The 22,852-nt window shown below is 43.5% G+C and carries 22 protein-coding genes; 17 read left to right on the plus strand and 5 right to left on the minus strand.

Annotated elements, in window-relative coordinates:
* From ACVFI8_RS16270 to ACVFI8_RS16285, 4 genes are all read left to right on the plus strand, one after another.
* Positions 1 to 543, plus strand: coding sequence for a lipocalin family protein (locus ACVFI8_RS16270; protein ID WP_248712533.1), 543 nt, complete (start codon positions 1 to 3; stop codon positions 541 to 543).
* Positions 544 to 571: 28 nt separating this feature from the next.
* Positions 572 to 1,309 (plus strand): ferredoxin--NADP reductase, encoded by a 738-nt coding sequence (locus ACVFI8_RS16275; protein ID WP_248712532.1) that lies wholly within the window; start codon positions 572 to 574, stop codon positions 1,307 to 1,309.
* A 243-nt stretch (positions 1,310 to 1,552) separates the two neighbouring features.
* Positions 1,553 to 2,311 (plus strand): exosortase-dependent surface protein XDP1, encoded by a 759-nt coding sequence (gene xdp1 / locus ACVFI8_RS16280; protein ID WP_248712531.1) that lies wholly within the window; start codon positions 1,553 to 1,555, stop codon positions 2,309 to 2,311.
* Positions 2,312 to 2,452: 141 nt separating this feature from the next.
* Positions 2,453 to 5,245 (plus strand): tetratricopeptide repeat protein, encoded by a 2,793-nt coding sequence (locus tag ACVFI8_RS16285; protein WP_248712530.1) that lies wholly within the window; start codon positions 2,453 to 2,455, stop codon positions 5,243 to 5,245.
* 112 nt (positions 5,246 to 5,357) lie between these two features.
* Here ACVFI8_RS16285 and ettA read toward each other — a convergent pair whose 3' ends face one another.
* On the minus strand, positions 5,358 to 7,022 hold the full coding sequence (ettA, locus tag ACVFI8_RS16290; RefSeq protein WP_248712529.1) for an energy-dependent translational throttle protein EttA: 1,665 nt from the start codon (positions 7,020 to 7,022) through the stop codon (positions 5,358 to 5,360).
* A 271-nt stretch (positions 7,023 to 7,293) separates the two neighbouring features.
* Here ettA and ACVFI8_RS16295 point away from each other — a divergent pair, with 271 nt between their 5' ends.
* Entirely contained in the window at positions 7,294 to 8,205 is a 912-nt protein-coding gene (locus tag ACVFI8_RS16295) for a L,D-transpeptidase family protein (RefSeq protein WP_248712528.1), read from the plus strand.
* 44 nt (positions 8,206 to 8,249) lie between these two features.
* Here the strand turns inward: ACVFI8_RS16295 and ACVFI8_RS16300 are convergent, their stop codons facing one another.
* Positions 8,250 to 8,513: an Lpp/OprI family alanine-zipper lipoprotein gene (locus ACVFI8_RS16300; protein ID WP_248712527.1), complete on the minus strand. Its 264-nt coding sequence runs from the start codon at positions 8,511 to 8,513 to the stop codon at positions 8,250 to 8,252.
* Positions 8,514 to 8,778: 265 nt separating this feature from the next.
* Positions 8,779 to 9,759 (minus strand): ChaN family lipoprotein, encoded by a 981-nt coding sequence (locus tag ACVFI8_RS16305; RefSeq protein WP_248712526.1) that lies wholly within the window; start codon positions 9,757 to 9,759, stop codon positions 8,779 to 8,781.
* A 305-nt stretch (positions 9,760 to 10,064) separates the two neighbouring features.
* Here ACVFI8_RS16305 and glyA point away from each other — a divergent pair, with 305 nt between their 5' ends.
* A complete protein-coding gene (gene glyA / locus ACVFI8_RS16310) occupies positions 10,065 to 11,318 on the plus strand; it encodes a serine hydroxymethyltransferase (protein ID WP_248712525.1) in 1,254 nt (417 codons plus the stop codon).
* A 338-nt stretch (positions 11,319 to 11,656) separates the two neighbouring features.
* Here the strand turns inward: glyA and ACVFI8_RS16315 are convergent, their stop codons facing one another.
* Positions 11,657 to 11,989 carry a ribbon-helix-helix domain-containing protein gene (locus ACVFI8_RS16315; RefSeq protein ID WP_248712524.1) on the minus strand — a complete coding sequence of 111 codons (333 nt, stop codon included), beginning with the start codon at positions 11,987 to 11,989 and terminating at the stop codon, positions 11,657 to 11,659.
* 74 nt (positions 11,990 to 12,063) lie between these two features.
* Complete coding sequence (locus ACVFI8_RS16320; RefSeq protein ID WP_457871940.1) at positions 12,064 to 12,624, minus strand: DJ-1/PfpI family protein; 561 nt, start codon at positions 12,622 to 12,624, stop codon at positions 12,064 to 12,066.
* 342 nt (positions 12,625 to 12,966) lie between these two features.
* Between ACVFI8_RS16320 and nrdR the strand changes: the two genes are divergently transcribed.
* The 11 genes from nrdR to dppC all read left to right on the plus strand — a co-directional run bounded on the left by nrdR (position 12,967) and on the right by dppC (position 22,845).
* The gene (gene nrdR / locus ACVFI8_RS16325) at positions 12,967 to 13,416 is read left to right on the plus strand and encodes a transcriptional regulator NrdR (RefSeq protein WP_248712522.1); all 450 of its coding nucleotides are present in this window, start codon (positions 12,967 to 12,969) and stop codon (positions 13,414 to 13,416) included.
* The gene (gene ribD / locus ACVFI8_RS16330) at positions 13,417 to 14,547 is read left to right on the plus strand and encodes a bifunctional diaminohydroxyphosphoribosylaminopyrimidine deaminase/5-amino-6-(5-phosphoribosylamino)uracil reductase RibD (protein ID WP_248712521.1); all 1,131 of its coding nucleotides are present in this window, start codon (positions 13,417 to 13,419) and stop codon (positions 14,545 to 14,547) included.
* Entirely contained in the window at positions 14,547 to 15,200 is a 654-nt protein-coding gene (locus tag ACVFI8_RS16335) for a riboflavin synthase (protein WP_248712520.1), read from the plus strand. The genes ribD and ACVFI8_RS16335 overlap by 1 nt, the downstream gene beginning before the upstream one ends.
* Positions 15,201 to 15,266: 66 nt before the next feature.
* Positions 15,267 to 16,379 carry a bifunctional 3,4-dihydroxy-2-butanone-4-phosphate synthase/GTP cyclohydrolase II gene (gene ribBA, locus ACVFI8_RS16340; RefSeq protein WP_248712519.1) on the plus strand — a complete coding sequence of 371 codons (1,113 nt, stop codon included), beginning with the start codon at positions 15,267 to 15,269 and terminating at the stop codon, positions 16,377 to 16,379.
* Between the two features lie 104 nt (positions 16,380 to 16,483).
* Positions 16,484 to 16,948 (plus strand): 6,7-dimethyl-8-ribityllumazine synthase, encoded by a 465-nt coding sequence (gene ribH, locus ACVFI8_RS16345; protein ID WP_248712518.1) that lies wholly within the window; start codon positions 16,484 to 16,486, stop codon positions 16,946 to 16,948.
* Between the two features lie 21 nt (positions 16,949 to 16,969).
* The gene (gene nusB, locus ACVFI8_RS16350) at positions 16,970 to 17,386 is read left to right on the plus strand and encodes a transcription antitermination factor NusB (protein WP_248712517.1); all 417 of its coding nucleotides are present in this window, start codon (positions 16,970 to 16,972) and stop codon (positions 17,384 to 17,386) included.
* 4 nt (positions 17,387 to 17,390) lie between these two features.
* Entirely contained in the window at positions 17,391 to 18,368 is a 978-nt protein-coding gene (gene thiL, locus ACVFI8_RS16355) for a thiamine-phosphate kinase (protein ID WP_248712516.1), read from the plus strand.
* 25 nt (positions 18,369 to 18,393) lie between these two features.
* The gene (locus ACVFI8_RS16360) at positions 18,394 to 18,873 is read left to right on the plus strand and encodes a phosphatidylglycerophosphatase A family protein (RefSeq protein WP_248712515.1); all 480 of its coding nucleotides are present in this window, start codon (positions 18,394 to 18,396) and stop codon (positions 18,871 to 18,873) included.
* A gap of 390 nt (positions 18,874 to 19,263) precedes the next feature.
* Positions 19,264 to 20,859 carry an ABC transporter substrate-binding protein gene (locus ACVFI8_RS16365; protein ID WP_248712514.1) on the plus strand — a complete coding sequence of 532 codons (1,596 nt, stop codon included), beginning with the start codon at positions 19,264 to 19,266 and terminating at the stop codon, positions 20,857 to 20,859.
* Between the two features lie 58 nt (positions 20,860 to 20,917).
* A complete protein-coding gene (locus ACVFI8_RS16370) occupies positions 20,918 to 21,928 on the plus strand; it encodes an ABC transporter permease subunit (RefSeq protein WP_248712513.1) in 1,011 nt (336 codons plus the stop codon).
* A 14-nt stretch (positions 21,929 to 21,942) separates the two neighbouring features.
* Positions 21,943 to 22,845 (plus strand): dipeptide ABC transporter permease DppC, encoded by a 903-nt coding sequence (gene dppC / locus ACVFI8_RS16375; protein WP_248712512.1) that lies wholly within the window; start codon positions 21,943 to 21,945, stop codon positions 22,843 to 22,845.
* Positions 22,846 to 22,852: the final 7 nt, after the last annotated feature.

A 22,852-nucleotide genomic window follows, 5' to 3' on the forward strand; every position in this document is an offset into this window, starting at 1 on the left:
ATGATTAAATCAATGTTCATCTCTAGCGTTATTTTGATTTTGTCGGCTTGTAGTGGTAAGCCCGAAGGTATCGAACCCGTCAGCAATTTTAATCTAGATCGTTATTTAGGGACGTGGTATGAAATTGCCCGTTTAGATCACTCTTTTGAACGTGGCTTAAGCCATGTATCTGCCAGTTATACGCTGCGGGGTGATAGCCAGGTTACGGTATTGAATAAGGGCTTTTCGGCCCAAGAAAATCAGTGGTTTGAAGCTGAAGGTATCGCCCACTTTGTTGAGACACCTGATATTGCACATCTTAAAGTTTCATTTTTTAGGCCTTTCTATGGTGCTTATGTGGTGTTCGTTTTAGATGAGCTTGACTATCAATATGCATTGGTAGCCGGCCCGAGTAGAGAGTATTTATGGTTGTTAGCTCGAACACCTGAAATAGAGCATCAAACGCTAAGTGATTTGCTTCAACAGGCTAAAGCGGCGGGATATGACACCAGTAAACTGATTTTTGTTGACCATCAAAGTGAAACCATCGCAGTACATGAATGATTTGACACCTTAGTGATTAGGAGCTTTTATGTGGACAGAGGGCAAGGTTATACAACGTATAGATTGGAACGAAGAGCTATTTAGCCTGCGTATCCAAGCTGATATTTCTCCATTTACCGCAGGCCAATTTATTAAGCTGTCTGAAATGCGCGACGGTAAGCGAGTTGCTCGAGCCTACTCTTTGGTAAATCCTCCCAATACTGACTACCTTGAAATACTGGCGATTAAAGTAGAGGAGGGGTTACTTTCACCTAATCTTCATTGTTTAGCTGTTGGCGACACGATTGAAGTATCCACGACTGCTGCTGGGTTTATGGTGTTAGATGAAGTGCCAGCAGGCAAACACTTATGGCTTATTGGTACTGGCACTGGCATTGGGCCTTATTTCTCTATGCTTGAAACCCCTCAGCCTTGGCAACGTTTTGACAAAATCATCTTGGTTTACGGTGTCAGACAGGCCAAAGATTTGGCTTACCAAACATTGGTGAATGATTACCTGCAGCGCTACTCGAAACAGTTTGTTTATCAGCCTATGGTCACGCGTGAAGATCATGCCGGTGGAATAAGAAGCCGAATCCCAGAGGCCATAGAAAATGGCCTATTAGAGCAGCAAGTTGGCCTAACATTAGATCCTACCACCTCGCAGGTGATCATGTGTGGCAACCCAGCAATGATCACCGATGCGCAAGCCATACTGGAGCAAAAGGGGCTAAGTAAAAACTTACGTCGTAAACCAGGCCAAATTACTGTTGAACGTTACTGGTAGTGTGATTATTGAACAGTAATGTTAGTATAAGCGAAACACTTTTAAGCGTATTTACGGGTTTTTAACAGCTAGGTGTTTTTAAAAGCTACGTTTTTTGTCAGTATTCTTTACAGTCAACGTTTTTTTTTGAATTGTTTGTTTTTAAGTTGTTGTATATAAAGGTTTATTTTTGTTGGCTTGATATTTGCTTTGTTAGCGGTAAGTTAATCTTTTTATCTACAGAATGCTAAATTTGGAGGCGTTGTGTTTAAACAAATTTTATTAGTAGCCAGCTGTGCCATATCTTTATCGGCTTTTTCAGCAGAGCAAGTCTGGGACTTTGATGATGGTGTATTGAGCGGTGGCAATTCAAACGGTTACGGTAACACGATGACCCTTGATGGCTTGAGCATTAAAGGTTGGTCTGATACACGTCGACCTAACGACTCGCAGATTCTTTCTACTAAGCTTACCTACGATGATCGTTGGGGTTTGATGTCTCAAAATAGAGATGAGGGCAACAGCACTCCTGGTCATTCAATTGACAGCTATGGCAACGATTTTGACATGGTATTGTTAACTTTTGACGAAGCGGTCAATTTAGCTGGGTTTACTCTGGGGTGGGCTCAAGAGGATTACGTAGATCGTAACAATCAAGGTTCAAGCCATGCTGATGTTTCTGTTTTAGCTTATTCGGGTGACAACGCACCAGCACTTCATAGGAAGACTTGGGCAGATTTAGCCGGTTTAGGTTGGACTACTGAAGCTGAAGTCAGCAATGCTGATGCTTATGCTTACCAATCAATTACTACTAGTGCTTCATCTAAGTACTGGTTAATTGGCGCTTATAATCCAATATTTGGCGACTTAAATTGGTCTAGTAACAATGATGGCTTCAAGTTAGCTGGAGTAAGTGGAAACTCTGTACAGCCTGCTACCAGTGTGCCCGAACCAGGAACCGTGCTGCTGTTTGCTGCAGGCCTGTTTGGCTTAGCCTTACGCAGTAAGAAGCGCCAAGCTTAAAATTAAACTTCCCTGTTTAAACAAAAATACGAAATACTCTGTGTTTCGTATTTTTTTGTCTTTTTTTTACCTGCGGTTCATTAGATACTGTTGCGAGGTTAATTGATTAACCTCTGATGTAACAAGGAATCAAAGTTGATAATGAATAAAATCGTAATCGCACTCGCCCTAATAACCTTTAGCCAGCTTACTTTAGCCAATGAACAAATTAATGAATATGAATTAGCGGTAAAAGCTTATCACCTGGGGGATGAAAACGAGTCGTTTATTCACTTAAAAAACGCCCTGAAAGCAGACCCAGAACACCTATCATCCAAGCTATTACTTGCTAAAGTTTATTTCAATGCCAACAATCTTGCTTCGGCAGAAAAACAATTAAAGGACGCCTTAAACTTAGGGGCGGATATTAACTTAGTGTTGCCGCTGTTAGGTAACGCTTTGTTGTTACAAGGTAAGTCTTCAGAGTTACTCGGCTACGAAGAACGTGTCAACGAGTTCTCGCAAGCAACGCTATTTGAATGGAAGCTATTACGAGGTCGCATTTATCTACTTAACTCTCAAGTCGTCTTAGCGCGAAATGAGTTTGAACAAGCTATAAAGATATTGCCAAATAAACCAAATGCTATGAACACCTTAGCTACTTTGTTCCTGCGCCAAAAAGAATATGTACTGGCTGAGCAATGGGTTGAACGTTCTTTGTTAATTGATAAGCTTAATGAGCGTACTTGGTTGCTAAAGGGGGAGCTTGCAGCGAGTCAAGGCCAGTTGAGTGAGGCTTTGGCTAGCTATGAAAAAGCTTATAAGTTAGATCCTAACGATCCTAAAATTTTGCGCAGTCTGGTAATGATTCATTTGAAAAGTAATCAGATAGAGAAAGCCAAGCACTATCTAAAGAAAGTTCAAGAACAAACGCCTAACGACCCTACCGCCATTCTTATCAGTGCCACCTTATTGGCAGATGAACAACAGTCTGAACTCGCCGAGCAAACCCTCGCTGAGTTATCCCAAAAGGTCTCTGCGACGGAAAAAGGCGAGCTTACAGACACTACAACCCTATTATTCATCCAAGGCGCATCAGAATTTATTTTACAAAATGATGAGAAAGCTAAACAGTATTTAAGTCAATACTTACAACAAAAGCCAAGCGACTTAGGCGCTACGCGCATGTTGGCTAAAGTTTATCTGCGTTCAGGCGAACCTTATAAGTTGCAGTTGTTACTGCAAGATAACTTCGAATACATCATTCGTGACTTAGGCTTATCAGTTCAGTTGGTATATTTGTATATTGATGCGGGTCGCTTACGTGCAGCTGAACAAGCTTTTGACCAAGTTCGTGCCTATCATAGTGACTCAAATTATGTGGTGATTTTAGAGGCGGAGCTAGCTCGAGCAAATAGTGAATCTGAGCGTGCCTTATCCTTGCTGCAAAGCCTACCTTATAGCGAGGCAGATGCGCCGATAAAGTGGTTGCAGCTGAAAGGCGAGTTGGCCTTAGAAGTTGATGACTTTACGGAAGCTGAAAAAGTTGTTGAAGCACTCATTAGTCGAAACATTCAAACCAGTAATACCCAAAATCTGATTGCTGCTTACTATCTTAAAACACAACAGTTAGATCTAGCATTGCGCTATTTGGATGATGTATTAGCGCTCAGCCCTGAAAATATAGGGGCTCGTTTCAATAAAGCCGTTATTTTAAAAAACCAAGCTAAACCAGAGCAAGCCCTGTTGCTATTGGAACAAGTTTTAAAGACGCAAAATAATCATACACCTAGCCGCGTTCTAGCTGCGCGTACTCATATCCAACAACAGCAGTTTCCTGAGGCCTTAGCTCAATTGGATAAAGTGTTGCTTTATCAACAAGACAATAGAGTAGCGAGAGAGCTAAAACTAGATATTTATATGCAAACTCAGCAGTGGAGTTTAGCTTTAGGTGAAGTTGAAAAACTTAATCGAGAGTACATTCTCAATGAGCAATACTTATCTGCCTACGCAGAGGTATTAATTCGTTTAGAGCGTTATCAAGACGCTGAGAAACCGCTGGGTTTATTAGATAGTATGTGGAAAGCGCAACCCGCTAAGTTGGTTGTTTTAGCGCAGCTCCAAATTCAAGCCAAACAATTAGCCGCAGCAAAAAGCAGTTTAATCAAATCTCATCAGCTTGACCCTGAGCAAATGGCTACCTTGGTGTTACTGACCAAGGTAGAGTTGGCTCAACAGCAAATAGAAGAGGCCGAGACAACGGTAGCCAATCTAGAAGAGCTTTTTGGTGAAAGCAGCGAGCTACACGTTTTAAAAGGCGATATTCTGTTGCGTAAAAGCGTCAAGCTACAAGCACAAAAAGAATACCGTGAAGCGCTTAGGCAAAATGCCTTTAATCGCGAAGCGGTGATTAAGCTCTACCAGCTTGCTAAGCAAGATATTGAGACCGAGGTATTTCTTCAGCAACTAGAAGGCATTGTAGATGATAGCCCTGAAAAAGCTTGGCATCGTCGTCTATTGGCCGACAGTTATCTGCAGCAGCAAAACTATGCCAAAGCCCAGCGACACTATGAGGCTTTGCGATTGATCCCCGCGTTATACAACGAACCTGGCATTTTGAATAATTTGGCTAATATCTACGCCGCCAGTGATTTAGATAAAGCGCACGAGGTTATTGCTTTGGCTGTAAACCAAGGGGTTAAAAACGCTGCGGTGCTGGATACCATTGGCTGGATTGAAGTTAAGCGAGGCAATTTAGACCAAGGCTTAATACACCTGCGCGAAGCGTATACTATGGATTCATCTGATGCGGCTATTCGCTATCATATCGCTTTTGTCTTGGCTAAGTTAGGCCGTAATGCTGAGGCCAAACAGGAAGTTAAAGCCGCCTTAGAGCTAGACCAACAATTTTCTGAATACCAAGATGCTAAAGCACTATTGGATAGTTTAAGTTAGTGGTTTTTTGAGCAGACATAAAAAAGGTCACCTTAGGGTGACCTTTTGCTTATTACGCTGTACTCATTAGCAAATACAAACGACTTGATTTAAGCCATTTGATTTAAGCAATCTAGCTAATACGCTTGTATTTAATGCGATGAGGTTGTGCTGCTGCTTCACCAATGGTTTCTTTAAGCCAAGCTTCATACTCGGTGTAATTACCAGCATGGAAGTTAACTTGTCCTTCATCGCGGTAATCAAGAATATGAGTAGCGATTCGGTCTAAGAACCAACGGTCATGCGAGATAACCATGGCGCAACCAGCAAATTCTAGTAGTGCGTTCTCTAGCGCTCGCAGTGTTTCTACATCAAGGTCGTTGGTTGGTTCATCCAGTAGTAGCACGTTTCCGCCGGCTTGTAACAGTTTTGCTAAATGCAAACGGCCACGTTCACCACCCGATAGCTCACCTACACGTTTTTGTTGATCAGAGCCTTTAAAGTTAAAGCGGCCCACATAAGCGCGACTAGGGATCTCAACATTACCAATTCTTAGTATGTCAGAACCGCCAGACACTTCTTGCCAAACAGTTGCCTTGTCGTCCATATCATCACGGAACTGGTCGACACTGGCTATTTGAACGGAATCGCCTACCTCAACGGTTCCTGAGTCAGCCTGTTCTGCACCGGTTATCATCTTGAATAACGTTGATTTACCGGCGCCGTTTGGTCCAATAATACCGACTATCGCACCCTTAGGAATGCTGAAAGATAAGTCGTTAATCAACACTCGGCCGTCATAGGCTTTGCTGAGGTTATTAACGTCAATGACTTTATCCCCTAAGCGTTGCGCCGCAGGAATAAATAGCTCGTTAGTTTCATTACGGCTTTGGAAGCTTTGGGTGTTTAACTCTTCAAAACGAGCCATACGAGATTTGCTCTTACTTTGGCGACCTTTAGCATTTGAGCGAACCCATTCCAATTCTTTTTGAATTGACTTCATACGGGCTTTTTCTTGTGATGCTTCTTGGCTTAGGCGGTCTTCTTTTTGTTCTAACCAAGAAGAGTAGTTTCCTTCCCATGGAATACCTTCACCACGGTCAAGTTCTAAGATCCAACCTGCCACATTATCTAAGAAGTAACGGTCGTGAGTTACTGCTACTACGGTTCCTTCGTAATCATGTAAGAAACGCTCTAGCCATCCTACTGATTCCGCATCCAAGTGGTTGGTCGGTTCGTCGAGTAACAACATGTCAGGTTTCTCAAGCAATAAACGACATAATGCAACACGGCGTCGTTCACCACCAGATAGCTTCTCTATTTTTGCATCCCAATCTGGTAGTCGAAGCGCATCGGCGGCCCGCTCTAATTGATTCTCTAAACTATGGGCATCGTGAGTGGCTAGAATAGCTTCAAGTTCACCTTGCTCTTGAGCTAGGGCATCAAAATCTGCATCGGGCTCTGCGTAGGCGGCATAAACTTCATCAAGGCGAGTTTGGGCATTTTTAACAACAGCTACCGCTTCTTCTACAACTTCACGCACCGTTTTATCAAGGTCCATTTTAGGCTCTTGAGCTAAATAACCAATTTTGGTACCAGGGTTGGCGCGTGCTTCCCCTTCAATCTCGGTATCAATACCCGCCATAATGCGGAGTAAGGTGGATTTACCTGAGCCATTTAAACCCAACACACCAATTTTGGCACCAGGGAAAAAACTTAATGAGATATTTTTTAGAATATGCTTTTTAGGCGGTACGATTTTACCAACACGGTTCATCGTATATATGAATTGGGCCATTCGCCGTTCCTCTAGATTTTTCATTTGTTGTCGATGTGTTTAACGTTTACACCGATTCAGCAACTATTATTCTTCAGGCTTATGATACTGGCTTCGCCAAGGGATGCCAGTGTTTGCTCGCGCTTAATCGCTTTAGTTGTTTGATATAAGCGCTGTTCTGCAGCGATTTATATAAAAAATCCGTCGAGTTGCTTTGTGAGCACCAGCACTTTGTCGAAATAAGTCCCATTTAGTGTTATGTTGCGATTTCATTTATAGGATAAAGTTATTCATGAAAAGATTGTTTGTTGCCTGTTTCGTCTTATGTTTGTCATGGTCTGTTTCTGCGTTAACTTACGATTTACCCGCTGAGGGTAATCGCTTAATGGGGGGTAACCAATGGCATATCGTGCGCAAAGGAGAGACTATTGCGCATATCGCTGAACGTTATGAAGTGGGCTTTTTGGCAGTGATGGCAGCCAACAAAGGCGTCGACCCTTTCTTGCCTGAAGCAGGTACCGAATTACTGATACCTACGCAAATCTTATTACCCGATGTTGAGCGTAAAGGGGTAGTGGTTAACTTAGCCGAACTGCGTCTGTATTACTTTCGCCCTGATACTAATGTCGTTGATGTATTTCCGATCGGGATTGGTCGTATAGGCCGTGAAACCCCTGAAATGAGCACGCATATAAGCCAAAAAAGAGAGCAACCAACCTGGACGCCCACTCAGAATATTCGTAATGAATACCTAGCTAAAGGCATTACTTTGCCGGCGGTGGTTCAAGCGGGGCCAGAAAATCCCTTAGGTGAATATGCGCTTCGTTTGGCTTATGGCAATGGCGAGTACTTGATACACGGTACAAACAAAGAGTTTGGGGTAGGGTTACGGGTAAGTTCTGGTTGTATTCGTTTGTTTCCGCATGATATTGAATACTTGTTTTCTCAGGTCAATGTGCGAACACCGGTGCGAATTATTGATCAATCCATCAAACACTCAACCGAAACGAATGGTGAATACCTATTAGAAGTTCATCAGCCTTTAAACCGTTCACAAGAAGATATTTCGCAAGCGACGTCGCTAAAACTAAGTCGTGATGATATTAAGTTTATTACCCAAGCGGGAATTGATTCGTCAGTGGTAAATCAAGCCTTGAAAAATCAGCAGGGTATTGCATTGGCTGTGGGTGAAAAGCAGGGATAAAAAAAGGTGATACTGAGTATCACCTTTAAACCGTCGATTCTAACTTACTTAGTGTAAGAAGAAGCGATGTTGTCAATACGTTCGTTAGCACGCATTGCTTCTGCTTTCGCTTGGTCAGCACTCATTTGAGCTGACTTGATGTCACCACTCAAAGAGCTTTGCTCTGCACGAAGAGCTGCAACTTCGTTAGACAATGCGTCTACTTTATCGCTTAATGATTGTACGTTGTTTTCTAGAGCGGTAGTGTTAGAACAACCCGCTAGTAAAATAGTAGAAGCAATAGCGCCTGCAACTAAAAGCTTATTCATGGTAAGTCCGTCCTTTTTATTCAATTCTAACGACCGATGTCAGATCGTTGATTCGTTTAAGCAAAGCCATTCACTACAATGAGTGAGCCGCTGGTATGATTATGGCTCAATATTAGCAAGCTGCAAGCGTTTGTTGCTAAATCCGAAAAAAAATCATGGTAAATACAGGGATTTAAGAGTTACTGGCAATATATCATTAACAATTCATGCAATTTTATACTGTTGTTAGTGTTAGTTTCATTAGTTAATTTACGATACATAAGTTCTACTTTTTGCAGCTATTAATTTTATTTTTATTTATAGCACTGTATTCCGCCATTTGATGCTCTTGCTGCTGATAGCGAATAGGTAGTTGTTTTACCACAATGAGATAATCACCCTTGAGGGCCTTTTGCTGCTCATCTAACTGCGCAAACTCTGCTTGGTCAATCGCTACAATGGATGAAATCGTTTGATTGTTTAATCGTTGCTTGATTCGCGAGTAAGTGCCTTGCTGCATATCGACATGAAAATTTCCGGCAATGTGCATGACTTGTTTACTTGCGCCGTGGGCGAGTTCAGTGACGACTGATTCTGCCATCGTTTCATCCCACGCCAACATGGCTAAAAAATGGTTGTCTGCTTGCGCTTGGTCGCCATGGTGGCCATTGCCAAATAGCCGCTCTTTATAATCAGGGTCATCGCGAGTAAATGTTTCAGCTAGCATTGCGCGCTCGGCTGTTGGTAAGGTGTCAATATAAGTTTGACCTTGTTGACCAATGCAAGACACTAGCTTTTTGGGAGCATTGGCGGCGACAACCCTTAACTCATGTTGCTTGGCAAACTCGACCAAAGGTCGATAATCAGACGGGTAGTTAGGCCATGCGTTAGTTTGCTTAATTAACCAGGCTTCACCAATTTCGTTCGCGAGGTAGCGGTTCACTATGGCTTGTTGGCTGCGGTCAAATTGTTCCATCGACAAGCTTAAGTCATGCTGTTGCGCGTACAGGGATTGAAATAGTCGCAATTGGGCTAAATGGATAGCCGGCTGGCTATGAAACTCACCAAACAACACCACCGACGAGTTTGTTAGCAAATGGGCAAGTTGGTCGGTATTGTCAATCGTTTGCTGGTTTGTTGGATCATAGATGATGTAGTCATAGTAAGTATCCAACGCTGCGAGATGTTGTGCTTGCTTGGTCGGTGCTGAGCTACAGGCCGCTAATGAAGTAAAGATAATAATTAAGCTAATAAGGCGAATAAACATAAAAATCCAAAGTTACAAATGCATATGATAATCATTATCACTTAAGTTCTATTCAACCGCAAAGTAATAACAAGGTTAACGTGAATTTATTTCATAAAGCTCAAAGCAAACGGTTAGAAAATTGTAAAATTTCAGCGTTAAGCTCACTATGCGAATTCAAACTAGCGTAAAGGTTTATGTTAAGTTTATTCGATAAAACTAAACCTGTAGCAAAAAGTTTTACTGTGATCTGAAAAGGACTCAGGTTAGAATGCGCCTTCGAAAAATCACCCACCAACATGTAACAAAAGAGTCAGGAGATACTGATGTTAAAGCGTGATATGAATATCGCCGATTACGATGCCGAACTATGGCAAGCCATTACTAAAGAAGAAGTTCGTCAAGAAGAGCATATCGAATTGATTGCTTCTGAGAACTATGCCAGTCCACGAGTAATGGAAGCGCAAGGCTCTTACCTTACTAACAAGTACGCTGAGGGATACCCTGGTAAGCGTTACTATGGTGGTTGTGAGTACGTAGACCAAGCTGAAGTGTTGGCTATTGAACGAGCGAAACAACTGTTCGGTGCTGACTATGCTAACGTGCAACCGCATGCAGGCTCACAAGCTAACTCAGCAGTATTTATGGCGCTGTTAAAAGCTGGCGATACTGTGTTAGGTATGAGCTTAGCTCACGGTGGCCACTTAACCCACGGTGCCAGTGTAAGCTTCTCGGGCAAAATCTATAACGCCGTTCAATACGGAATTAATCCTGAAACTGGCGAACTAGATTACGCAGAAGTTGAGCGTTTAGCTAGAGAACACAAACCTCAAATGATTATTGCTGGCTTTTCAGCGTACTCAGGAGTGGTTGATTGGCAGCGTTTCCGTGATATTGCCGACGAAGTAGGTGCTTACCTATTTGTAGACATGGCCCACGTCGCTGGTCTTGTAGCTGCAGGTTTATACCCGAACCCTGTGCCAATCGCTGACGTAGTAACTACCACTACGCATAAAACCTTAGCCGGCCCACGTGGTGGTCTAATACTAGCTCGCGCCAACGAAGCAATAGAGAAGAAACTGAACTCTGCTGTATTCCCTGGCGGCCAAGGTGGTCCTTTGATGCACGTTATTGCCGCTAAAGCAGTAGCCTTCAAAGAAGCGATGGAGCCTGAGTTTAAGCAATACCAGCAACAAGTGCTAGATAATGCCAAGGCAATGGTTGCGGTACTTCAAGAGCGTGGTTACAAGATTGTATCTAACGGTACAGAAAACCACTTATTCTTGGTTGATCTCATTGATAAAGACATTACTGGTAAAGAAGCTGATGCAGCTTTGGGTCGCGCTAACATTACAGTGAACAAGAACTCGGTACCTAACGATCCTCGTTCACCGTTTGTTACTAGTGGACTGCGTATTGGTACTCCTGCGATTACTCGTCGAGGTCTTGATGTTGCGGCTTCTAAAGAGTTAGCCGGCTGGATCTGTGATGTACTCGATAATCTACAAGATGAAGCTGTGATTGAACGTGTAAAAGGCCAAGTGTTAGCACTTTGCCAGCGTTTCCCGGTCTACGCTTAAGTAAGCATGTAAACGTCAGGGATTGACGAGATAAAAGAAAGGAGGCTTTATGCCTCCTTTTTTGTATTTGTTTGTTAGTAAAACTACGGATTATTAAGACTAAATGTGAATAGGAACACAAACCAAGGAGGGATAGGCTGGGTTTTAGCCTGAGAATTAGACAGTTGGTACTGAAATTGCTCAGTTTTTAAGACCTAATTGATAAGTCAAATTACCAGCACCGTGGGTAATTTAAAATGAGAGATAAACACAATGGATATGAATCCAATTCAGACCGCAAAACGATTGATGATCATACAATTTGTCATCTGGGGTGGCTTTATGCTGCTAATTGTTACTTAAACGTAGTTATTGGCAATGGATTTGCCCATTTTGGGTTGCTTAGGCTTAGCTTTATTCAGCACTAATCGCTCACCTTGGTTTAAATAAGTGGTGCAGGCCACTCGTAGCAGCGACGTGAAATTGCCTACTTTTTCGTCACGCTGTAAAACTTCATGGTAAATTTGCGTCAAGAATGCCGCTAAGCTCAGATCGGCTTCGTTTGCTATTTGCTCGAGTAGCTGCCAAAAAATCGCTTCCAATCGAATGCTTGTGACCACGCCGTCAAGCCTAACTGAACGCGCTTTAAGCTCAAATAAGGCCGTTTCTGTCCCTGAATATATTTCACACATCGATGATATAACCATGATTAAGACTAGCCTCAATCATGGTCCATAATGGTAAATATTGCAGTGTCACTTTAGTCTTAATTTAACAATTTGTTAAACTGTGCAAGCCAAGCGGGGTGGGCTGGCCAAGCTGGAGCGGTCACAAGATTTTTATCACTGATAGCTTGGTTGACTTCAATGTCTGCGAACGCCCCTCCTGCAGCGGTCACTTCTGGCGCACAAGCTGGGTAGGCTGATATCTGTCTTCCGGCAGCGATACCCGCGGCGGTGAGTAACTGGGCGCCATGGCAAACAGCAGCAATGGGCTTATTGTTAGCGTCAAAGCTCTTTATAAGAGATAGCACTTTGGCGTTGAGACGCAGGTATTCAGGGGCTCGGCCCCCGGGTAATAGTATGGCATCAAAATCTACTTCTTCAATATCATCAAAATTACCGTTAAGGGTAAAGTTGTGGCCGGGTTTTTCGGTGTAGGTTTGATCGCCTTCAAAATCGTGAATCGCGGTTTTGATTTGCTCACCAGCTTTTTTGTCAGGGCAAACTGCAGTAACTTCGTGACCGACCATTTGTAAAGCCTGAAAAGGCACCATTAACTCATAGTCTTCAACAAAGTCACCCGCGATAATTAATACCTTACTCATAACTCACCTTTAACGTTTTGTTAACATTGGTGCTCATGATAGTTCTTCTATTTATCAGCGGGTAGTAAGGGAGTACTACTATGCTCAGCTTTGTCTTACGAATCTATCTAGCGCTTTTATTTTCAGTGGCTTAGCTATCTCTTGGATTGCTAAGGTGGGCCAGAGAAAGGCCAGAGTTGAGAGCTAGCTCAAAGTTTTACTCAACATAAATCACCGTGCTTATTGAGCTAACTCCCCTTGGGTTTCTATTATCCCCTAGTAAGCAAGTCTTTATCTCAGCTAGCCTGTACCTTCTGTAACTAACCAGATAAAATCGAGCTAGGCTTAAAAAAGGTAATATTTATGTACTGTCCATTTTGCTCTGCTCACGAAACCAAAGTCATTGACTCTAGATTGGTAGCCGATGGCCATCAAGTGAGACGACGTAGAGAGTGCTTGGAATGCCATGAACGCTTTACCTCATTCGAAGTCGCTGAATTGGTGATGCCAAGAGTGATTAAAGGTAATGGAATAAGAGAACCTTTTAACGAAGAAAAAATGCGCGCTGGCATGATGCGAGCATTAGAGAAACGTCCGGTTAGTGTTGACGAAGTAGAGCAAGCAGTAAACAAGATTAAATCACAGTTACGCGCCACAGGTGAGCGCGAAGTAGAAACCAAGTTTATCGGTAACATAGTGATGGAGCAGCTTATCATGTTAGACAAAGTCGCTTATGTGCGTTTTGCTTCGGTGTATCACTCATTTGAAGACATCAAAGAATTCAGTGAAGAAATTGCGAAGCTGGAAAAATAGGTGAATTTTTCAGTGGCTGATAGCCAGTTTATGGCACGCGCAATTAGCCTCGCCAAACGAGGTTGCTATACCACGGCTCCTAATCCTAACGTCGGTTGTGTATTGGTGAAAAACGGCCAAGTAATTGGCGAGGGGTATCACCAAAAAGCTGGTGAGGGGCACGCTGAAGTCAAGGCGGTAGCGAATGCCAAAGCACGTGGCCATAGCCTACAAGGGGCTAGCTGTTACGTTACACTTGAGCCTTGTAGCCATGTGGGGCGAACACCGGCTTGCGCAACGATGCTCGTTGAATTGCAAGTTGCTGAAGTCATTATTGCCATGGTAGACCCTAATCCTCAAGTGGCTGGGCGTGGTATTAAACGCTTAGAACACGCAGGGGTAAAGGTTCGTACAGGGCTAATGGAACAAGCTGCGCGATCGCTAAACCCCGGCTTCTTAAGTCGAATTGAGCGCAAACGGCCGTTTGTTCGTTTGAAGTTGGCCGGTTCTATTGATGCTAAAACGGCATTGGCGAACGGTGAAAGCAAATGGATCACATCGGCCTATTCGCGCAGCGATGTGCAGCGTGAAAGAGCGCGTAGCCATGCAATTTTATCTACAGCCGCCACGGTATTGCGAGATAATGCCAGTTTAAATGTACGCCATGTCGAATTGGGCAGTTTAAGGCAGCAACTGGCAGCTAAAGATTTACGTCAGCCATTGCGGATTATTGTTGATCGCCAACAGCGCCTTTCTGCTGCGCCTAAAACACTTAATATATTTCAACACCCTCAATCTCTATGGGTTGCAGGCTTAGCATTACAGCCTGAACTTACAGCGGCTAAACAGCTCACCTTTAATGAAGAGGGTGGTTTGCTGAGTTTGTTAGAACAATTGGCCGAGGCAGAGATAAATGACTTATGGGTTGAAGCGGGGTCACAGTTTGCTGCGGCACTCATTAAGGCTGATGTCGTTGACCAATTAATCTGTTATCAAGCGGGTTTGTTAATGGGGGCCGATGCCAATAGCTTAGTTGAGCTAAAGGGCTTTACTAAAATGAGCGAGCTAAAATCTTGGATGTGCCTTGAAACTCGACAAGTTGGCCCTGATATTAAGACTATCTGGATCCCGCAATCACAGGGTGTGCAATAATGTTTACTGGAATCATCGAAGCCCTAGGCAAAATTAGCAGTATTGAAAAGCGTCGCGGCGATGTGCGTTTAAATATTGCCTGCGGGCACTTGGATATGGCTGATGTTAGGCTGGGCGACAGTATCGCGGTAAACGGTATTTGTTTAACCGTCGTTGAGTATGGCAGTGACTTCTTTTGTGCCGATGTCTCCACCGAAACGCTTAGCCTCACCTCTTTAGCCAAATGTAAGCAAGGCGATAAAGTTAATCTGGAAAAAGCGATGTTAGCCACTAATCGTTTTGGTGGGCATATTGTGAGTGGTCACGTTGATGGCTTGGCTGAGGTGGTAAATATATCTCCCAGCGCTCGAGCGATTAATATATGGCTTAAAGTACCTAGCGAGTTGGCGCGTTACATTGCTCATAAAGGTTCAGTAACGGTTGATGGGATTAGCTTAACGGTAAACGAAGTGCAGCAACAGCAGCTGCGTTTAACCATTATTCCCCATACCGCAGAGCAAACCACTATCTCTCAGTGGGCGCCAGGGCAAAAAATCAATCTAGAAGTGGATGTTATTGCTCGTTATGTTGAACGCTTGATTGGCTATGCGGAAGAAAATAAAGAATCTACAATTAGTACTGCTTTTTTGGCGCAGCATGGCTTTATGCGATAGGCGCAGCCAGCAGTAATAAGCATATATAATAATGAATAATACCCCTCAAGGTAAGAAAGGTTTGCTATGTCACTAAGCAGTATTGAAGAAATTATTGAAGATTTACGCCATGGAAAAATGGTGGTGTTAATGGATGATGAAGATCGTGAAAATGAAGGCGATCTGATTATGGCTGCTGATATGGTTACGCCTGAAGCGATTAATTTTATGGCAACTTACGGTCGTGGCTTAATTTGTTTACCGATGACCAAACAACGCTGTCAGCAACTCAAATTGCCATTAATGGTTGACGTAAATACCGAGCAATTTGCCACCAATTTCACGGTATCAATTGAAGCTTCTCAAGGTGTGACTACCGGCATTTCTGCTGCGGATCGCTCTCGTACCGTGCAAGCTGCAGTAGCGCGTGATGCAAAACCTGCCGATATCGTGATGCCGGGCCATATCTTTCCATTGATGGCACAAGAGGGGGGAGTATTAACTCGCGCCGGTCATACCGAGGCGGGTACCGATCTAGCGCGCCTCGCTGGCCGTGAACCCGCCGCAGTGATTGTGGAAATATTAAATCAAGATGGCACCATGGCTCGTCGTCCAGATTTAGAAGTGTTCTGCAAAGAACATGGCCTAAAAATGGGAACGATTGCTGACTTAATTGAATACCGTAACAATAATGAAACCACCATTGAGCGGGTCGCAGAATGTAATATGCCAACGCGCCACGGAGAGTTTAAACTGATTACTTACCGTGACACCATTGATGAAAAAGTGCATTTTGTTATGCAAGCTGGCGAAATTACCCCGCAAGACCCCACTTTAGTAAGGGTGCATCTTCATAACACCTTTAGTGATTTATTGGGCAGTGATCGCGCGGGTAAAATGAGCTGGCCTTTAGATAAAGCCTTAGAGAAAATTGCTAAAGAAAATGGCGTATTGGTTTTATTAAGCACTGATGACAATGCGGAAAACTTAGTTGAGCAAGTTAAAGCCTTTGCCTTACAAGATAAAGGTGAAACACCTAATCAGAAAAAGGTGAAAAGTGCTTCTCGTACCGTGGGTGTAGGGTCTCAGATTTTGGCTGATTTGGGGGTAAGCAAAATGCGTTTGCTGAGCTCTCCAAAACGCTACCATGCACTATCAGGTTTTGGTCTCGAAGTGCTTGAGTACATCGATCAACAATAACTCAGCGTATTTGTAACGAAATAAGATAATTTCATGTCTACCAAGTTAGTTGTGCTAGAATAGCGCGATTTTTTTGATGGACTCAAAGAAAAGGCAACAGTTTTATGAAAGTAATTGAAGCAAACCTAGCGACTCCAAACGCTAAAGTAGCCATTGTTATTGCTCGTTTTAATAGCTTTATTAACGAAAGTTTATTATCTGGAGCAGTGGATACACTTACCCGCCAAGGTGGAGTAAGTGATGACAATATCACGGTTGTACGTGTGCCAGGCGCGGTAGAAATTCCGCTAGCTGCAAAACGTATCGCCGCGACTAAAAAATACGATGCTATTATTGCTTTAGGCACCGTTATTCGTGGTGGTACTTACCATTTCGAATTAGTGGCCAACGAATGCCATAAAGGTTTAGCCCAAGTAATGATGGAGTATGACATTCCCGTTACTTTTGGTGTATTAACCACTGAGTCTATAGAGCAGGCGATTGAACGCGCCGGCACTAAAATGGGTAATAAAGGTACCGAAGCCGCCCTAAGTGCTTTAGAAATGATCAACTTAGTTGATCAGATATAAGAATAATTTGAGGATATCTCTGTGAAACCAGCCGCACGTCGTAAAGCTAGGCAATTTGCCACCCAGGCAATTTATCAATGGCAGGTGACCAAGGACAGCGTTGCTAACATCGAACATCAGTTCTTAACTGAACAGGACATGAGTAAAGCCGATGTACCGTACTTTTCTGATTTAATTTCAGGAGTAGTGGCTAACCATGAAAAACTTGATAAGGCGATGAGTTCTTCGCTGTCACGCAAGTTGGAAGAGTTAGATATTGTTGAACATGCAATTTTATTGATTGGTGTTTATGAGTTACTGATGGTGACAGATGTCCCACCTAAAGTTGTGATAAATGAAGCCATTGAATTAGCAAAATCATTTGCAGCAGAAGATAGCCATAAGTTTGTAAATGGCGTACTAGACAAGGTACTTCGCTTACAACAGTTCAAGTCGTAATTCTATGTCGTCTCAGTCACCGCTTGGTGAGTTTGATATCATTGAAAAGTACTTCCAGCAACGCAAATCACGCCAAGATGTTATTCTTGGCATTGGTGATGACGCTGCGCTGGTGATGCCCCCTGAAAATAGTCATCTCGCCATTTCTACTGACACCTTAGTTGAAGGCGTACACTTTTTTAAAGATATCCCACCTCGAGCTTTAGGGCATAAGGCCTTAGCTGTTAATCTGAGTGATATGGCGGCAATGGGGGCTGAACCTCGTTGGGCTACCTTAGCCATCACGCTGCCGGATGCAAATGAACAGTGGTTAGCGCAATTTTGCCGCGGTTTCTTTGATTTAGCTGAATACTTTAACGTTGACCTTATTGGCGGTGATACTACCAAGGGGCCGTTGAGTATTACAGTGACTGTGCATGGCGCCGTGCCTAGCGGTAAAGCTTTGCGCCGTAATGGTGCTAAGCCAGGTGATTGGCTATATGTCACTGGTAGTGTGGGTGATTCGGGCCTTGCCCTTGCACACTTACAAAATAAGCTACAGCTTAATCCACAGCAGTTAGAGTTAAGCTTAAAGCAACACTACTATCCTCAGCCGCGCGTTCTAGCCGGTTATGGACTTAGAGATATCGCCAGCTCAACCATCGATATATCAGATGGTTTATATAACGACTTGCAACACATTCTGAAGCAGAGTAACTGCAGTGCTACCTTAAAGCTTGATCAGCTCCCTATATCTGAAACCATGTGTGAAGCGGTTAGCGTTGACCAATGTTTTGCTTTTGCACTGAATGGTGGGGAAGACTACGAGTTGTGCTTTACTGTACCAGAGTCTAATAAAGGGTCGTTAGATACTTCACTATCCTACAGTGGTGTGCCTTATACGTGTATTGGCCAGTTAGCCCCCGGTAAAGGCGAGATCAAGTTGCTCTATCAAGACAAACCTTACCAGATAGAACATGCTGGTTGGGATCACTTTGTATAAACCTAAAAAGTAGAGAAAACCATTAATGGATAAGGCTTTAGCTAAGCTAAACTTACGTAATCCGCTTCACCTTTGTGCCGTTGGCTTTGGTAGCGGCTTAGCCCCTAAAGCGCCGGGTACTTTTGGTACTGTGGCTGCAATTCCGCTTTATTTACTTCTTTCAGGTTTACCTCTCTGGCAATACATTACGGTGCTATTCGTTTCTTTCGTATTTGGTGTATGGTGCTGCCAAAAAGCCAGTGACGCCATGGGCGTTCATGACCATGGTGGAATTGTTTGGGATGAGTTTGTTGGCTATTGGATAACCATGCTGGCGGTGCCACTTTCACCACTCAATGTATTGCTTGGATTTGTATTATTTCGATTTTTTGATGTATTAAAGCCTTGGCCGATCAAAATTTTAGATAAAAAAGTTCATGGTGGCTTCGGTATAATGATAGATGACGTATTAGCAGGGGTGTTTGCAGCAATTTGTTTGCAAGTTGTGCTGTTTGTTTTCGCCTAATTAATCATTCTCACCAATTTTCCTTTTTCTAATCCCTCAATTGTAGTTGATTCTGCTTATGTAAACATTACATAAGCTTATTCCTTTTTGCATAAATATGACCTTATAGCGAATCTCTAATCACTTTGACTGTGGCAGCTTCATTTTGTGTTATAAAATCCTGTCTATGCTATTTACACTGGCAGATAAAAATACTAGTTTATAACGGGCAAAAAGCGGATAAGACCTGATTTGATCTAACTCAGCTCACAAATTCACCTTTAATGGGGGTGTTTTTAAGAACAGGGTCTAGATTTATCAACAACAACAATTATTAGTCTATTCGCAAACACACCGAAAATGCAGTCATAACGGTTGCATACATGACAAGATGTCACACGGAGAACGATAATGAAAAAAGGATTAGCGAAGCTGTCTTTTGCACTAGTTGCAAGTGCGATTGCGGTAAGCGCACAGGCTAAAACACAAACATTTGTCTTTTGTTCAGAAGGCAGCCCAGAAGGTTTCAACCCTAGCTTATACACAGCTGGAACCACATTTGATGCGTCTTCTAAGACCATATTTAACCGTTTGGTTGAGTTTGAAGTAGGTACAACTAACGTTGTTCCAGGCTTAGCTGAGTCTTGGGAAGTTTCTGAAGATGGTCTAGAGTATACTTTTCACTTGCGCAAAGGCGTAAAATTCCATACTCAGAAAAAAGGCTTTAAACCAAGCCGTGACTTCAATGCTGACGACGTAGTATTCACCTTTGAACGTCAAGACGATCCAGAGCATCCATACCATAAAGTGTCAGGTGGTTCTTACGAGTACTACAGTGGCATGGGCATGAACGATCTTGTGAAAGAAATCGTTAAAGTTGACGATTACACCGTTAAGTTTGTGTTAAGCAAGCCTGAAGCACCATTTATCGCCAATATGGCGATGGATTTTGCATCGGTATTTTCAGCCGAACAAGCCGACGCAATGCTAGCGGCGGGTACGCCTGAGAAATTAGACCTTGACCCAGTGGGTACCGGTCCTTTCCAAAAAGTACAATACCAAAAAGACTCAATCATTCGTTACGTAGGTAATGCTGATTACTGGCAAGGCGCTCCAGCCATTGACCGTTTGGTATTCTCAATTACGCCTGATGCTTCAGTACGTTACGCTAAGCTTAAAGCTGGCGAATGTCATGTAATGCCTTATCCAAACCCTGCTGATGTTGAGCAAATGCAGAAAGACCCAGACATCAACTTATTAAGCCAAGAAGGTTTGAACGTTGGTTACCTCGCATTCAATACCCAAAAAGCGCCGTTTGATAACGTTAAAGTGCGCCAAGCGCTTAGCCTAGCGGTTAACAAGCAAGCGATTATTGATGCGGTATTCCAGGGTAGCGGTAAAATCGCTAAGAACCCAATCCCACCAACAATGTGGTCTTACAACGAAAAAGTTGTTGATTACTCTTACGATCCGGTAAAAGCCAAAGCATTATTAGCGGAAGCGGGTATTACTGACCTTAAGACCAATATTTGGGCAATGCCAGTTCAACGTCCTTATAACCCTAACGCGCGTCGTATGGCTGAAGTGATTCAAGCTGATTGGGCGAAAGTCGGTGTGACAGCTGAGATCGTTAGCTACGAATGGGGTGAATACCTTAAGCGTTCTAAGCAAGGCGAACACGATACGGTATTGCTAGGTTGGACCGGTGATAATGGTGACCCAGATAACTTCCTAAGTGTATTACTAGGTTGTGATGCTGTTGGTGGCGGTAACCGTGCAATGTGGTGTCATAAACCATTCAATGACGTGATCATGAAAGCTAAGCAGATTTCTGTTCAAGCAGATCGTACACCGCTATACGAAGAAGCGCAGATGATTTTCAAAGAGCAAGCTCCTTGGATCACTATCGCTCACTCAGTGGCTTACAAGCCACTTCGTAAAGAAGTTCAAGGCTTTAAGATTGACCCTCTAGGCGGTCACCACTTCTATGGCGTGTCGCTAAAATAGTAATCCTTAAGGGGCTGGCAACAGCCCCTTTCCTTCCTTCAGACACAGAGCTGTAGTTATGTTTCAATTTATTATAAAAAAATTGATGTTGGTAATACCCACCTTCATCGGCATTACTCTTTTAACCTTTACGCTAATTCGCCTAATTCCTGGTGATCCAATTGAAGTCATGGCGGGAGAAAGAGGCGTGTCACCTGAGCGTCATGCTGCCTTGCGTGCCGAATTAGGCTTAGATCAACCCTTGTTGGTCCAATACTTTGATTATGTGAAAAATATTGCGAGTGGAGATCTTGGTCGTTCATTAATCACCAAGACACCTGTAACCGAAGAATTTATGACGCTATTTCCAGCCACGGTGGAATTGGCATCTTGCGCGGCATTATTTGCTATTTTGGTCGGGCTGCCCTGCGGCATTATCGCGGCGGTGAAACGAGGGTCCATATTTGACCACTCGGTAATGACCTTTTCTTTAACCGGCTATTCGATGCCCATATTCTGGTGGGCACTACTGTTAATGTTAGTGTTTTCAGTTCACCTAGGGATCACGCCCGTCTCCGGTAGGCTAGATGTTACTTATTGGATCGATGAAGTTACCGGCTTTATGTTAATCGATACCTTGTTATCAGGTGAAGAGGGCGCATTTGCCTCAGCACTGCATCACCTGGTGTTACCTAGTATTGTATTGGGCACTATTCCAATGGCAGTGATTGCCCGTATGACACGCTCTTCAATGCTAGAAGTGTTAGGTGAAGATTACATTCGTACTGCCCGTTCAAAAGGTATGGCGCCAATGCGAGTGATTGTGGTGCACGCTTTGCGTAATGCGCTTATCCCGGTGATTACGGTGATTGGCTTGCAGGTGGGGATTCTACTTTCAGGTGCCATTTTAACCGAAACCATTTTCGCTTGGCCTGGTATTGGTAAATGGCTTATCGAATCGATTGGTCGTCGCGATTATCCTGTAGTACAAGGTGGTATTTTAATTGTCGCCACCATCATTATTGTAGTTAATTTGCTAGTAGACATTATGTACGGCGTGGTTAACCCACGGATCCGTCATAGCAAATAACGGAGCATATTTTAATGTCAGAACAAACAACTAGCCCTGCTACTACAGGGCCACAAGTGCAAACCCCGCTGCAAGAATTTTGGGGTTACTTTAGCCAAAATACCGGCGCTGTGATTGGCTTGGTTTTCATTATTTGTATTTTAATCATCGCAATATTTGCCAGTGTGATTGCTCCGCATTCACCGGTTGAGCAATATCGTGATGCGCTATTATTACCTCCCGCTTGGCTAGATGGCGGAAATAGTTCTTACCTACTAGGTACCGATGATGTAGGCCGTGATATTTTGTCTCGTCTGATTCACGGCGCACAATTATCACTATTTATTGGTGTTCTCGTCGTGACCCTTTCTCTAGGCTTAGGCGTCATGTTTGGCTTAATCGCAGGCTTTTTTAGGGGCACCATTGAAACCGTGATTATGCGAGCGGTTGATATTATGCTGGCGATGCCAAGCCTGCTATTGGCGATTGCGATTGTGGCTATCTTGGGCCCAAGTATTTTTAATGCTGCGATGGCGATTGCCATTGTATCGTTGCCTCACTATGTGCGCTTAACGCGAGCCTCTACCATTGCCGAGCTAAACAAAGACTACGTAATATCTTCACGAGTGGCTGGTGCGGGTTCACTGCGTTTAATGTTTATTACTATTTTACCTAACTGTTTAGCCCCGTTAATTGTGCAAGCTACTTTAGGTTTTTCTAACGCTATTTTGGATATGGCTGCTTTAGGCTTCTTAGGTTTGGGCGCACAGCCGCCACAACCTGAGTGGGGAAGCATGTTGGCTGATGCCTTACAGTTTGTACAGCGCGCGTGGTGGGTGGTTACCTTCCCTGGCCTAGTCATTCTGTTAACCGTATTAGCCTTTAACTTAATGGGCGATGGCTTGCGTGATGCCCTCGATCCTAAGCTAAAGCAGTAGGAGATTA

The sequence above is a fragment of the Agarivorans sp. MS3-6 genome (assembly GCF_054112545.1).

Excerpts from the sequence above, each read along its gene's own strand:
- ACVFI8_RS16315 (WP_248712524.1), bottom strand. The coding sequence starts at position 11,989 with ATGTGTGAAATATATTCAGGGACAGAAACGGCCTTATTTGAGCTTAAA.
- ACVFI8_RS16370 (WP_248712513.1), top strand. The coding sequence starts at position 20,918 with ATGTTTCAATTTATTATAAAAAAATTGATGTTGGTAATACCCACCTTC.
- ACVFI8_RS16295 (WP_248712528.1), top strand. The coding sequence starts at position 7,294 with ATGAAAAGATTGTTTGTTGCCTGTTTCGTCTTATGTTTGTCATGGTCT.
- ettA (WP_248712529.1), bottom strand. The coding sequence starts at position 7,022 with ATGGCCCAATTCATATATACGATGAACCGTGTTGGTAAAATCGTACCG.
- glyA (WP_248712525.1), top strand. The coding sequence starts at position 10,065 with ATGTTAAAGCGTGATATGAATATCGCCGATTACGATGCCGAACTATGG.
- ACVFI8_RS16270 (WP_248712533.1), top strand. The coding sequence starts at position 1 with ATGATTAAATCAATGTTCATCTCTAGCGTTATTTTGATTTTGTCGGCT.
- ribBA (WP_248712519.1), top strand. The coding sequence starts at position 15,267 with ATGTCACTAAGCAGTATTGAAGAAATTATTGAAGATTTACGCCATGGA.
- dppC (WP_248712512.1), top strand. The coding sequence starts at position 21,943 with ATGTCAGAACAAACAACTAGCCCTGCTACTACAGGGCCACAAGTGCAA.
- ACVFI8_RS16275 (WP_248712532.1), top strand. The coding sequence starts at position 572 with ATGTGGACAGAGGGCAAGGTTATACAACGTATAGATTGGAACGAAGAG.
- ACVFI8_RS16360 (WP_248712515.1), top strand. The coding sequence starts at position 18,394 with ATGGATAAGGCTTTAGCTAAGCTAAACTTACGTAATCCGCTTCACCTT.
- ACVFI8_RS16300 (WP_248712527.1), bottom strand. The coding sequence starts at position 8,513 with ATGAATAAGCTTTTAGTTGCAGGCGCTATTGCTTCTACTATTTTACTA.
- thiL (WP_248712516.1), top strand. The coding sequence starts at position 17,391 with ATGTCGTCTCAGTCACCGCTTGGTGAGTTTGATATCATTGAAAAGTAC.
- ACVFI8_RS16335 (WP_248712520.1), top strand. The coding sequence starts at position 14,547 with ATGTTTACTGGAATCATCGAAGCCCTAGGCAAAATTAGCAGTATTGAA.
- nrdR (WP_248712522.1), top strand. The coding sequence starts at position 12,967 with ATGTACTGTCCATTTTGCTCTGCTCACGAAACCAAAGTCATTGACTCT.
- ACVFI8_RS16365 (WP_248712514.1), top strand. The coding sequence starts at position 19,264 with ATGAAAAAAGGATTAGCGAAGCTGTCTTTTGCACTAGTTGCAAGTGCG.
- ribH (WP_248712518.1), top strand. The coding sequence starts at position 16,484 with ATGAAAGTAATTGAAGCAAACCTAGCGACTCCAAACGCTAAAGTAGCC.
- ACVFI8_RS16320 (WP_457871940.1), bottom strand. The coding sequence starts at position 12,624 with ATGAGTAAGGTATTAATTATCGCGGGTGACTTTGTTGAAGACTATGAG.
- ACVFI8_RS16305 (WP_248712526.1), bottom strand. The coding sequence starts at position 9,759 with ATGTTTATTCGCCTTATTAGCTTAATTATTATCTTTACTTCATTAGCG.
- ACVFI8_RS16285 (WP_248712530.1), top strand. The coding sequence starts at position 2,453 with ATGAATAAAATCGTAATCGCACTCGCCCTAATAACCTTTAGCCAGCTT.